This is a genomic window from Dictyobacter alpinus (assembly GCF_003967575.1).
In the GTDB taxonomy this organism is placed as follows: domain Bacteria; phylum Chloroflexota; class Ktedonobacteria; order Ktedonobacterales; family Ktedonobacteraceae; genus Dictyobacter; species Dictyobacter alpinus.
Window position 1 is genome coordinate 543,580 of sequence record NZ_BIFT01000001.1, and the last position, 12,239, is coordinate 555,818.

At 50.9% G+C, this 12,239-nt stretch carries 10 protein-coding genes and 1 tRNA gene; 6 read left to right on the plus strand and 5 right to left on the minus strand.

Going from position 1 to position 12,239, the window contains the following annotated elements; all coding sequences use genetic code 11:
• Positions 1–32 precede the first annotated feature (32 nt).
• Complete coding sequence (locus tag EL633_RS02090; protein WP_126625612.1) at positions 33–1,631, plus strand: FAD-dependent oxidoreductase; 1,599 nt, start codon at positions 33–35, stop codon at positions 1,629–1,631.
• A 225-nt stretch (positions 1,632–1,856) separates the two neighbouring features.
• Here EL633_RS02090 and EL633_RS02095 read toward each other — a convergent pair whose 3' ends face one another.
• Positions 1,857–2,528 carry a response regulator gene (locus EL633_RS02095; RefSeq protein WP_246039069.1) on the minus strand — a complete coding sequence of 224 codons (672 nt, stop codon included), beginning with the start codon at positions 2,526–2,528 and terminating at the stop codon, positions 1,857–1,859.
• Positions 2,529–3,986, minus strand: coding sequence for a sensor histidine kinase (locus EL633_RS02100; protein ID WP_126625613.1), 1,458 nt, complete (start codon positions 3,984–3,986; stop codon positions 2,529–2,531).
• A 250-nt stretch (positions 3,987–4,236) separates the two neighbouring features.
• Between EL633_RS02100 and EL633_RS02105 the strand changes: the two genes are divergently transcribed.
• The 3 genes from EL633_RS02105 (at position 4,237) to EL633_RS02115 (ending at position 6,310) form a co-directional block, all read left to right on the plus strand.
• Complete coding sequence (locus tag EL633_RS02105; protein WP_126625614.1) at positions 4,237–5,190, plus strand: ABC transporter ATP-binding protein; 954 nt, start codon at positions 4,237–4,239, stop codon at positions 5,188–5,190.
• 63 nt (positions 5,191–5,253) lie between these two features.
• Positions 5,254–6,009 (plus strand): ABC transporter permease subunit, encoded by a 756-nt coding sequence (locus EL633_RS02110; protein ID WP_126625615.1) that lies wholly within the window; start codon positions 5,254–5,256, stop codon positions 6,007–6,009.
• A gap of 61 nt (positions 6,010–6,070) precedes the next feature.
• Positions 6,071–6,310 carry a hypothetical protein gene (locus tag EL633_RS02115; RefSeq protein ID WP_126625616.1) on the plus strand — a complete coding sequence of 80 codons (240 nt, stop codon included), beginning with the start codon at positions 6,071–6,073 and terminating at the stop codon, positions 6,308–6,310.
• A gap of 213 nt (positions 6,311–6,523) precedes the next feature.
• On the opposite strand, the gene EL633_RS02120 is transcribed toward EL633_RS02115, so the two are convergent.
• From EL633_RS02120 to EL633_RS02130, 3 genes are all read right to left on the minus strand, one after another.
• Positions 6,524–7,096 carry a dihydrofolate reductase family protein gene (locus EL633_RS02120; RefSeq protein WP_126625617.1) on the minus strand — a complete coding sequence of 191 codons (573 nt, stop codon included), beginning with the start codon at positions 7,094–7,096 and terminating at the stop codon, positions 6,524–6,526.
• A gap of 107 nt (positions 7,097–7,203) precedes the next feature.
• Positions 7,204–7,881, minus strand: a complete 678-nt coding sequence (locus EL633_RS02125) for a helix-turn-helix domain-containing protein (RefSeq protein WP_126625618.1) — start codon at positions 7,879–7,881, stop codon at positions 7,204–7,206.
• Between the two features lie 625 nt (positions 7,882–8,506).
• A tRNA-Ile gene (locus tag EL633_RS02130) sits at positions 8,507–8,579 on the minus strand.
• Positions 8,580–8,728: 149 nt separating this feature from the next.
• On the opposite strand from EL633_RS02130, the gene EL633_RS02135 reads away from it, so the two are divergent.
• Positions 8,729–10,015 (plus strand): phosphodiester glycosidase family protein, encoded by a 1,287-nt coding sequence (locus EL633_RS02135; protein ID WP_126625619.1) that lies wholly within the window; start codon positions 8,729–8,731, stop codon positions 10,013–10,015.
• 441 nt (positions 10,016–10,456) lie between these two features.
• Positions 10,457–12,238, plus strand: coding sequence for a 2-oxoacid:acceptor oxidoreductase subunit alpha (locus EL633_RS02140; RefSeq protein ID WP_126625620.1), 1,782 nt, complete (start codon positions 10,457–10,459; stop codon positions 12,236–12,238).
• Position 12,239 lies beyond the last annotated feature (1 nt).

A 12,239-nucleotide genomic window follows, 5' to 3' on the forward strand; every position in this document is an offset into this window, starting at 1 on the left:
ATTATAAACGGGATATAAAAAGGAAAACTATCATGGCAGATGTCTCTGTTCCGGTTTTGATCGTTGGTGCCGGACCAACTGGCCTCTCGACCGCGCTCTTTCTGGCGCAGCAGCAGGTTCCGTATCTCCTCATTGAACGACATCCAGGTACCGCGATTCATCCCCGCCCGGTTGGCCTGGGAGCGCGAACAATGGAGGTCTTGCGTACGCTGGGGCTTGAAGAGCGCGTCCGGACGGCCGCCGAGCCGCTCAGCAGGAGCAGGGGGGAGATCTTTGTCGAGACGCTTGCCTCTGCCGACATGGCACAGGTCACACGTCTAAACCTGGATGGGAAAGATATTGAGACGTTCGACCAGATGAAAGAAGCAGAGCAGGCTCTCAGTCCAGCCCCAGGCTGTCTGTGTAATCAGGCCGCTCTGGAGCCCGTGTTGTTTGAGGCGGCGCGGCAACGAGGTGGAGATCTGCGCCTTCAAACTGAATTGCTGTCGTTTGAGCAAGATGAGACGGGCGTGACGGCTCTCGTGGTGGATCGCACGACGGGAATGCAGCAGCGTATCCGTGCCGACTACCTGGTTGCTGCGGATGGGGCCAATAGCCTTGCACTGCGCACGCTTGCCATCCCCACGAAGAGCTTTACGTTGTCAAAGATGCATACACTCGCCATCGATTTTCGTGCGGACCTGAGCGAACTGGTACGAGGCCACGAGTTTATCCTCTGTACGATAGAGACCCCTGAAGCTTCGGGTCTGCTCATGGCGATCAATAATAGTGATCGCTGGCTTTTTCAGATGCCCGGCTATCGCGAAAATGGAGAGGTGAAGATCCCATCTGTCGAGCGTAGTCAGGATCTCGTTCGCAAGGCTATCGGGATCCCTGATCTCGCGGTAGAAATCATGGGTATTCTCCCCTGGATGCCGCAGGAGAGGCTGGCTAAGCGCTACCAGGTTGGGCGAGTCTTCCTGGCTGGCGACGCGGCACACGTTATCCTACCCACTGGCGGCGTGGGTGCGAATCTGGGTATCCAGGATGGACAGAACCTTGCCTGGAAGCTGGCCGCCGTTCTCCAGGGTCACGCTGATTCCACCTTGCTCTCGACCTACGAGACGGAAAGGCGTCACGTGGCGAGCTTTGCCGCCGAGCAGGAAGAGATCACCGATCGAGAAAAAACGACGGACAACGAGCTACAGGCGCGCTTCGGTTTCTATACCTCGTCAGCGGTGCTCTCAGGTAAAGAAGAAAACACACCAGACTATACAGAGTTGAGAGGGCAGCCCGGCTCACGTGTGCCTCACATGTGGGTGGAGTATCAGGGCCGACGCATCTCGACACTTGATATGACTGGTCGTCATTTCGTCCTACTGACAGGCCTGGATGGAGAAGGCTGGCACAGGGCGGCGCAGGAATGCGCTACTCACGCGGGCATTAAACTGACGACCTATTGTATTGGCCCTGAAGGAGAGCTCGTAGCAAGCAAGGATAACTGGCAACAGGCAACCGGATTGCCCGAACATGGGATGCTCCTGGTCCGACCTGATGGCTTTGTGGCTGCCCGTGTGAGCGTTCCTGACGAGGATCGGGTTCGGCAGCTGATGGAGATACTTTCGGCGTTGCATGTGTGTTTGAGCATGTAGCTCGCGTAGCGAATCCATAGTTCGCTAAAAATAGCATATGCGGGCATGGGCTGGTGTTCCTGGAAAATAGGAATCTGGGCAACCTGGATATCCTGCTTTGCGCCAGTCAGGAGGACAGCGAGACCTTCTGCCAGGGTGTGGGCAAGCGTGCGCAGGAGCACGAGCAATTCTCCGAAACTACACAGCGTCGCTCTAAAGCTTAACGCGACCAGGTAGCTGGTCGCGTTAAGCCTCAGAGCGGCGCACTAATCCTTGCTGCCAGGCAAAGACGGCGGCTTGCGTGCGGTCAGTCAGGTTGAGCTTGCTAAGAATATTGCTGACATGAACCTTCACGGTCTTCTCGCTGAGAACGAGCTGTTGTGCGATTTCAGCGTTGCTTTGCCCGGCGGCAATCAGTCGCAGAGTTTCAAGCTCGCGCTCGCTCAAGATAGAAAAAAGATTGGGCGCCTCCTGTCGCTCATTACGCAGATCCTTGACGACACGTGAGGCAACACGCGAATTGAGAACACTCTCACCTCGGGCCGCTTTCTTGATCGCATCGACCAGTTCTTTGGCCTTGATATCCTTCAATACATACGAGAGGGCACCAGCCCGTAAGGCGGGGAAAATATATTCGTCCTCGTGATAGGAGGTCAGTACAATAACCTGGGTATGGGAACTAACCTGCTTCAGTTGGCGAGTCGCCTCCACACCGTCCATACCGGGCATCGTGAGATCCATCAGCGCAACATCCGGTTGCAGCTCGGTCGCGATACGCACCGCTTCCTCACCAGAACCAGCTTCGGCGATCACCTGCAGATCGGGCTGAATATCTAAAAAAGCTCGTATCCCCTGCCGTACCAGTTCATGATCGTCCACCAGTATGATCGTGATTTTTTCCACCATAGTATTTTCCATCTAGCTTTGTTCCTCATTCAATGGATATGTAACGCTTATCGTGGTACCATTGCGTTTATCGCTACTAATCTCTAACGAACCATGCAATTTTTCAACGCGCTCGCTCATAGACTGTAGCCCTATCCCACTTTCCTGCTTGTTGTCTACTTGAAAACCATGCCCGTTATCATGGATATTCAAGGTCACCAGATTACGAACGCTCTGCAGTCGGACCGTGACAACGCGCGCGCCACTATGGCGCGCCACATTAGAGAGCGCCTCCTGCGTGACGCGATAGCAGGCAGTCTCAAGCTCGGGAGAGATAGCAGGCAAAGGATCTATGCTGAGCGCTGTGCGAATGCCTGTTTGCTGCTCCCAACCACGTACATACTCGGTTAATGCCAGTTCCAGACTCTTGCGTTCCAGATCCACCGGTCGTAGGGCATGAATGACGCTGGCAAGCTCTTGTTGCACATGATCAATCAGCGATTCCGCGAGCTGAATATGCTTCTGGGCGGACGTCGTGTCTTGCTCTATAACGCTATCGGCGGTGCTCAGTTGCATCGAGGCCGAGAACACCTGCTGCTTGACACTATCATGGAGCTCGCGAGCAAGGCGATTGCGCTCCTCCAGTACGGCCAGCTTGCGTTGTGTAAAGAAGACACTCTGTAATTGTTGTGCCATCTGATTGAGTTGCCGGGCCACCTGTCCAAGCTCATCGCGAGATGTATCGAGGATCTCATGCTGAAAATTGCCCTGGCTCCAGCGCTCAACAACCGCCGACAGTCGTTCGAGCCGCCGTGTAAAACCGCGCGCGGTGAAGAAGCCAAAGAAGGTACCAATAATCGTAAAGATGACACAGAATATAAGTGCTATCAGGCTAATTTCAATAGCCAGAGAGAGATAGAGCATGTTATTCATCGCCAATGGATTTTGCGTGATATTCCAGACCAGCACGCCCTGCAGCGTATGATCATCTGGCTGGCGAATCGGTACCAGGATCACTGACTGACCAGACAAGTTCAATGTAGTAGTGGATGTATCAGTCGTGTTGCTGCTCTCTAATACCTGATGCAATCTACCATACGCCTGAGAGCCAAGTTGATGCGTAAGCGTTGCCGTTGTTGGTGCCGTCTCTGTACTATCTGCCGCCACGACCTGCCCCTTCAGGTCAACCACGGCCAGAAAACCATGATACACGCGATACGACTGGGGATAGACGGTGTGCACCCAGCGCGTCACCTGTTTACCATTGGCCTGACCATGATCAAAAAAGAGGGCGGCTACCGGTGCCTGCTGTGCCAATTGAGGAGCAAGCACAGTTGCATTGCTAAGCACATTGAAAAATAACCAGATAGTCAGCGCGAGCAGCAAGACAAATGTCACCAACAGGCTGAGCACCGTCACAATTGTGTAGGAAAATGTGGGCTTCCAGCGTAGACGGTAAAATGTTGAGCTAAATCTGGCAATGGATGGCATTCTTCTTCCTTATCTGATTTAATGTTTGATAGTCAAGCAAGCTCTGGTTTGGTCGTAAAGCAAGCGTCCTTGCTTATACCAGCATAAAGCTACACATATCGATGAATTAGATCTTCAGGCGTACCCATATTACACCTCTCGACGTATCACAAAATCTCTCCCCGCGTGTATGCTTTATTCATCAGATCTTACTACAGCATAGCACACCAATTGAGAACTGGTTACTGCTCATACATAAGGAAATAGAAACATGATTGATGTACAAAATATTACTCGTCGCTTTGGTTCATTGCTGGCCGTTTCTGGCCTTTCTTTTCAAGTTCCCGATGGCACGGTGCTTGCTCTCCTGGGACAAAATGGAGCGGGCAAGACGACAACCGTACGTATGCTCGCGGGCCTGCTCGCCCCCAGTTCTGGAACCGCCCTGGTAAATGGATATGACATTCACCGGCAGACAGCGGCCGTACGGGCCAGCGTTGGTCTGGTTACGGATGTACCCGGACTCTTTGAAGACATGACGCCTACCAACTACCTGGATTTTTTTGGGAACCTGTACGGCATGCCCCCTCAGGTGCGACAACAAAAAATTTCGGAGTTATTGACCCTGTTTGAACTGACTGAAGATCAACACAGTTCCATGGCGGGTTTCTCTAAAGGTATGAAACAGAAGGTCGCCTTAGCCCGCGCCCTGCTCCATGAGCCCCAGGTGCTGTTCCTGGATGAACCCACCTCAGGACTCGATCCAGTGGCTGCTCGCCATGTGCGCGATTTAATTCGCAGCTTGAAGCGGTCGCAACGGAGCATTGTGCTGTGTACCCACGATCTGGATGAAGCTGAAAAACTGGCCGATAACATTATCATTATCCGGCAGGGAAAAATTGTCTTACGGGGTACGCCCACGGAGCTACGCGCTGGCGCGACAACCGAGGTACAAGTACATATCGAGCTGGCCGATCCGCTGCCCCAGGGCATCACGCACCTGGACCTACCCAATAGCATACATAAACTGGAAGAGTCTGAAAACGGTCTGCACATACACTATCTTACCACCGATCCCAAAGCGGTCAATCCGCTCGTTCAGCAACAGCTCGCGCGGATAGGTGCCAGCATTGTGTCAATCACAACCGAGCGTGCCTCGCTTGAAGATGTCTATACGTCCGCTATGCAAAATGAGATCGCTCCAGTCGAGGCCATTCATCCATAAGTCCATGGCACAATAAAAAGCTATTCATACACTTTTCACATTCCAAGAGATGAGGAAAAAACTATGCACAACATATCAACACAATATCGACCCGCCGGCACGCTACGCTCAGCCTGGATCATTGCCATGCGTCAGACAAAAGAGACGATCTTCGCGCGTCGCTCACTCTATACACTGGGATTATCACTGCTTTTCATCGTTATGGAAGTGAATACTGGTCTGGCTGCATCGCTTTCCGGATCAGCCTCACAAAGAGAGAAGGGACTGCTGGTGGCGATCTGGTTATCCTGGGCGGTTATCCTCAACGCGGCTGCGGCCATTCTTGCCTCGGTGAATGCGTTCGCAGGGGATAAAGAGCGCGGCTCGCTGCTGCCACTACTCGCGACCCCAGCTTCGAATCTCGCCATCTTTGCCGGCAAGATTCTAGGCTCAATCATCCCGGCCTGTGTATATGCTTTGATCGGAGCCATCTTCTACTTTGGCTTCGTGATCTTCACATATAGCGCCAACATCCTACGCTCAATTCCATGGGGGATTGCCACGTTTGTCCTAATCCTGGCACTGGGAATGATGCTTCTGGGTGCAGTCTTGACCAGCATCATCTCATCCCGCACCAAAAAGTTTCAGACCGCTCAGGCCATCTCGAGTATGATCTCTTCAATCATCTTTGTTGGTGTCCTCTTCGGCTCCCTGCGATTAAACACGCTGGGCAGTTGGGCGTATCCAGCAGCCGACGCCGCACTTATCCTGCTCGATATCGTACTGGTCGTGCTCGCGGCAACGACCTGGAAACGCGAGGAAGTAATGGCACGAATCTAAACACCATCATCACCAGCATAATGTGATTTATACATATATAGCTTGAAGGAGAACCTATAAGATGGGCAACCACGCAATAGTAGTAATTTCAGTGATGGCAATTTTATTCATCGTCCTGACCCTGGTGTTTCATCGGGCGCGAAACGGCAACAGCTATCGCTCGGATAGTAGCATTTACGATACTTTCTCCCAATCTCATCATAATCACCATAACGGCACCTGGAGCGGACATCATCACAATACCATGGGAGGGCATCACGGCGGTGGCTTCCATAATGGCGGCGGTGGTGGTCATCACTAGTTGAGAGCAAGAGACTATAGCAAAAGAGATGAGAAAGAACATTGAGAGATTCGTGCTCAAAATAGGAAAGTTCCACTGAACACAAATGCTGTGATGAACGTCTCATCTCTTAAGACACCACACCAAATTTCCGTCAAAACAGGAACGTGGCCTATTGCACTACAAGGCTCTCTGAGCCTATAAGCTGAAATGAAACAGACGTGTACCGGTGGGCTAGTTTCTGATCGTCTGGTAGTGCAATCCAACCACCCCATTCTGGAATGCCTTTATCTCAGCCAGCTTCAGTTTGGTCCAGGCGGCCATATCCTGGAAGAGCGGGATGCCACCACCTAAGACGATCGGATTGAGGAAGAGCCAATAGTCATCGATCAGGTCGAGCTGCATGAATGAATGCGTCAGGCCGGGGCTGCCAAAGATCATGATGTCACCACCGGATTGCCGTTTGAGCGCGCTCACTTCTTCTACAACCTGATCTTGCACGATGCGCGTATTCTTCCAGTCTGTATGGGTGAGCGTCCTTGAAAACGCGACTTTGGAGACGTTATCGACCCAGCGCGCATGCGCGAGCTCACGTGGGTCGGCGTTGGGATCAGTCAGCATCGTTGGCCAGTAGTTGTACATCATAAGGTAAGTATTGCGTCCATAAAGGGCTGTATCCACTCTTCTGATCAATGCATCAACATAGGGATTCACTTCGTCATCTACGATCGCCCACTCCAGCTCTCCATTTGGTCCAGCCGTAAATCCATCGAGTGAGATATGCATGAATGCAATAACGTTTCTCATCTGAACTTCTCCTTTTATCGACAAACGTGCGATTGTTCGGTGTCTTCAACAACCCCATCATAGCTCAACAAAAGAATGACGTCTTGCATAAAACGGACAACGCCGCACTATTCCACCGTTCTGGTCTGCGCGATCTGGGCAGGTGTGTAGCCGATGAAGTGCTTGAGTGAGCGAGTCATATGTGGTTGATCGGCATAGCCAGCCTGATAGGTTGCCTCAAGAAGCGAGACCCCCTGCGCCAGCAACACGGCCGCCTGGTTGGCGCGATTGATCTGCTCGATGGTTTTGGGAGCCAGTCCAGTGGCATGGAGAAAGCGACGCCGTACAGTACGCTCTGACACCTCCGGCTGCTGACCAGCCAGGACCGCTTTGACGAGCGGATCGACGATCAGCAGATGCTCACGTACCAGCTGATGCACAAACGTCTCGACATTGTCATAGTCAGGGAGTTGCCAGCGCGATCCGGCCAGTTCAAAGGTTGTTTTTATGTTCAGAGGCAAAATGGTCTGCACATCCCGCAGATCGCTGGCAGGCACGACAGTTAGAAAGGTACCAAGCTTAAATGTGACACCAAACCATTCAACCCCCTCATCCTGCCTGACGGACTTCGACCTGGTCAAGGGACCCTCAATGGAAACAATAGGCTTGCCATCCCGCTTCATGAACAGCAGATGCCAATGGTTCGAGGCCGGACAGATAGGGGCGTAGTTCCTGCCGGCGTGGTCGCGCCAGACCGCTTCTATATACGCAGAGTCCGATCCCCGGCTCTCAAAGGTTGATGCCATCTATCTTTTGCCTCCAATGCTCCAGATATCACAAGTACATTATTGCAGGCACCCTAAACCATACCTGCTCATTGTTGGCATTCTTCTTAAAGCTGAGTATTCCGGTTATTGAGTATAGAGGCTCTGGTGTTTTTTACCAAAGAATACAACGTGTGATAAAAGTAGCAAATTCTTGCTCAGAGTAAAAAGAGGAGACATTTCTGGAAGATTAGCTCCACACCATGCGCAGCCCTTTCACATCAAGCGTTTACTTTTTCAGCTCCATATCAGTCATTGTCTCATTTTTTTTCTGGCTGGGGTGCCTTTTCCGCCTGATTCTCAAAGGTGAGGGCTATGGTGATCCATGATAAAATCATCGATAGCAATCTGTATTGTTTTGACACGGCGCGACGATGCTCGGGAAGAGGGAAAAAGTGTGTATTTTGTTTTTTTCGTAGTATTGTCAGCTTTTCGAGCAGGCATCAGGAAACCTTCCTTTCCATGACGCGCTCACAGGTACCTGATTGTCCATATGTTTTTGAGCTGATTGGTTAATCAAAGCTTTTTCAACCAATTCCCGCCCAAAAACAGAAACAGCCAGTCTGGCGTGAACACGCTTGAGAACTGGCTTCCTGAGCAATAAGGGTGGGCCCAGCTGGATTCGAACCAGCGACCAATCAGTTATGAGCCGACTGCTCTAACCGCTGAGCTATGGGCCCTCATTCATATAGATTGTAACACACCTCTAACCGTTTGTGAAGAGGCTTTAAGGTTTTTTTTGTTGGTCCGCATTTTCTCTTCGTCTGACAAAATCTAATGCGTCATATCTTACTAGCAAAAGACTATTTTACATAAGGATGGATTGGCTTTGTTTTTCTCATCGTATTTTATGCGTGTGCGAGTTGTCAGTAGCGTGACGATTATTTTACTGTTACTCGGCATGATGACCGCACGGGTCGATCTACAAACGCAGGCCGCACCGCTAGCTGCTCATGACTGGCTTCCGTCCACTCCTCCCCACTGGCCGGTGGTGTTGCAAACTCAAAAAACATCCCGACAAGTTGTGGCTCACGGCGTGGAAACATATAGTGAGACGTTTAATACTGTTGAAGGTCCTGAGTATGCCAGCATGCTCGATGTAGATCTAAGTAGTAAGAATATACGCCTGGGCGTAGTTCAAGCCAATGAGCAGTTGCTGAACCCCGGTGAGGCGGTTAGCTCAATGGCCAATCGTACCCATGCATTAGCGGGCATCAATGGTGATTTCTTTGAAATGAAGGGCTCGGGTGATCCCATTAATATGGAAATGATCAATGGCCAGTTAATACAGAGTCCGGGTGATTATGCGATCCTGGGTGTAAAGAAAAATGGTCAGGTGACGATGAACCATGAAACGTTTTCGGGCATGATCACGACCGGCAGTGCTAATCATGTGCTAACCTCAATTAATCGTTATGATGGGGCCCGACATGATGGCCTGACCCTGATTACACCGATGCTGGGTGATATGACCGTCACCAATGATACAGTGGTGCTACTTCAACCTGCACAGGACAGTACAAGCGCACAACCACACTACATGGTACAGGCAATCAAAACTGATCTGACAAAATTAAATAAGCTGACAAAAGATACCCAGGCACTTGTTGGTGGTGGCACGGCTGCAATCTGGCTCAGCACAAACCTCCATGTGGGTGATACGATCACGCTTACGCAACAGATCTCACCCGATAATGATCTGGTACAGGCAATCGGTGGAGGTCCTATTTTGCTGAAGGATGGGCGGTTCTATACTGATCCTCAAGCTCCCAATCCAGGTGATACGAATGTGCAGAATCCACTGACCGCTGTAGGGATTATGCAGGATGGCAAACAGGCCATCTTCGTAACTTTTGATGGCCGTAAAGCTGGCATCACACAAAGCCGTGGCTTGACCCGTCCCCAGATGGCGGGCTACCTGTTATCCCTCGGGGCTTATCAGGCGATGGTGTTCGATGGCGGTGGTTCGACTGAAATGGTGGCACGTCTGCCAGGGCGGGAAAAAGTATCGGTTCTCAATACACCTTCAGATGGTCATGAGCGTCTGGTAGCAAATAGTTTATTCGTCTATAGTACTGAGACACAATCCGGGTCTGAAGCGCTTCTGGCAGGATAACAGATAGAATTGTGCGACTTACGATGCATACAAACAGGTTTTTTAGCGATTGAATATGGACGCGAATACTTGCACATGACCGAAATTTCATCATTTTTCACGCACACTCATCCATTCCGTGTGCTATAATATCATTAGCCAAGTGCTACGTTCAACCCTATAAGAGTCAATAGGAACGGACAGTTAGATTGAGGAAGTATCTGCTCAGTCAGCTAGAAACGAGTTCGGTATTATGCACTTGCTGATAATCGCCGTTCAAAGCTGGCTGGTATGTGGAAGAAGAATACGTTTTCACAGAATAAGTATCCCTCTTACGCTTGTCAAGGGATATAAGGCTATTCCTGTGAATAAAATCCCCATCCTAAAGCACAGCCCGACTTTGTCTTTACCGCGCTATGCTCTAACGAGTGGCGCGGTCAACATTTTTTCAGGGGGCATTCAATGGAGAATGAAGTAACGATACGTATTGGCGGTGAGTCCGGTGAGGGCACCATCTCAGGTGGTGATATTCTCGCCCTGGCATCCGCTCGCTGGGGGTATCATGTCTATACCTTCAGAACCTTTCCGGCCGAAATTCTCGGCGGCCCTTGTATGTTTCAGGTTCGTATTAGCGATCACCCGGTCAAGTCAATGGGCGATTACGCTGATGTGTTGATCTGCTTAAATAGAGAAGCATATGATCGCAACATTGGTGAACTACGTCATGGTGGCGTGCTGATCTATGATCCCTCAGACTTTACGCCCGACCAGAGTGATTGTATAACGTATGCTGTTCCCTTTAATGAGATTGCTCGTAAAGAGGTCCAACTCTTCCAGACCAAAAATATGGTGATGCTGGGAGCGATCTGCGGCTTATTTGGACCTCCACTAGAAGCAATTATTCAAGTAGTGCAGTCAAAACTTTCTCGTTCACGTAAGGCCAATGCCACATTAATGGAAAAAAACTTGCTGGCACTCGACGTGGCGAAGAAATACGTTACCGAAAAAATTACCAAGAGCGATCCTTATATGCTTGGAGCTGTAGAGAAGGCTGATCGGGTGGTCCTTAATGGTAATCAGGCCATTGTCGCTGGCGCACTAGCCGCGCAATGCCGCTACTTTTCTGGTTATCCGATTACCCCTGCCAGCGATATCATGGAAGGTATGGCAAAGGAGCTTCCTCTCGTGGGAGGAACCTTCCTGCAGGCTGAGGATGAGATTGCGGCCCTGGCTTCAGTCCTCGGCGCATCATATGGCGGTATGCGCGCCATGACCGCTACCTCGGGTCCTGGTTTCTCATTGATGACCGAGTTGATCGGTCTCAGTTCGATGTCAGAGTTGCCTGCGGTCATTGTTGATGCTCAACGTGCTGGTCCGAGCACAGGTATGCCAACCAAAATGGAGCAGTCTGATCTCAGTTTCGCGCTCTATGCCGGTCATGGCGATACCCCGCGTATCGTGATCGCACCATCAAGCGTAGCAAATTGCTATGAATTAATTATTCAGGCTTTCGAGATGGCCGAACGCTATCAGATGCCGGTACTCTTCTTGACCGATCAATCCCTGACTGCCCGTGTGGAAAGCGTTGATCGTAACGCCTTTCAGACACCTGAGCTTCACGCACGCATTCAGTTTAATGATGGGGCGACCAGCAATGGACATAATGGGGTCCATGCAAATGAGCAGATCCTGGTCGGGGCCGGAACACAGGCGCATGCATATGAGCGCTATGCCTATACCTCAAGCGGTATCTCACCTATGAGTACCCCAGGTACAGGCTCACCAGCTTATGTAGCCACCGGACTCGAACATGATGAGGCAGGTCATCCAAATTATGAACCTGAAGATCATGTAGCTATGATGGAGAAGCGCTTCCGCAAACTGGTTACAGCGGCGGAAGAAATGCCACAACCGGAACGCTATGGTGATGCTGACGCCACTATTGGCGTAATTGGCTGGGGATCAACAGAAGGAACCATCCAGGAAGCAGTTGATCGTGCACGGGCGAAAGGTCATAAGGTAGCGGCCCTCCATCCAAAAATTCTTTCACCTCTTCCCGATAAGGCAATCCAGGGATTTATTGACTCAGTAGATAAAGTTATTGTTCCCGAGAATAATTATTCAGGCCAGCTCGCAAATCTACTAGGGGCTAAATATGGGCTGAAGGCGATTCGTGTTAACAAATTCGGAGGAATTCCATTCACGGCCGGCGAAATCCTACGTGCGATTGAGGAGGTTTGCTAAT

Bases quoted from the DNA above. Each gene is read 5' to 3' on its own strand.
- EL633_RS02090 (WP_126625612.1), top strand. From the start codon at position 33: ATGGCAGATGTCTCTGTTCCGGTTTTGATCGTTGGTGCCGGACCAACT.
- EL633_RS02095 (WP_246039069.1), bottom strand. From the start codon at position 2,528: ATGGAAAATACTATGGTGGAAAAAATCACGATCATACTGGTGGACGAT.
- EL633_RS02100 (WP_126625613.1), bottom strand. From the start codon at position 3,986: ATGCCATCCATTGCCAGATTTAGCTCAACATTTTACCGTCTACGCTGG.
- EL633_RS02105 (WP_126625614.1), top strand. From the start codon at position 4,237: ATGATTGATGTACAAAATATTACTCGTCGCTTTGGTTCATTGCTGGCC.
- EL633_RS02110 (WP_126625615.1), top strand. From the start codon at position 5,254: ATGCACAACATATCAACACAATATCGACCCGCCGGCACGCTACGCTCA.
- EL633_RS02115 (WP_126625616.1), top strand. From the start codon at position 6,071: ATGGGCAACCACGCAATAGTAGTAATTTCAGTGATGGCAATTTTATTC.
- EL633_RS02120 (WP_126625617.1), bottom strand. From the start codon at position 7,096: ATGAGAAACGTTATTGCATTCATGCATATCTCACTCGATGGATTTACG.
- EL633_RS02125 (WP_126625618.1), bottom strand. From the start codon at position 7,881: ATGGCATCAACCTTTGAGAGCCGGGGATCGGACTCTGCGTATATAGAA.
- EL633_RS02140 (WP_126625620.1), top strand. From the start codon at position 10,457: ATGGAGAATGAAGTAACGATACGTATTGGCGGTGAGTCCGGTGAGGGC.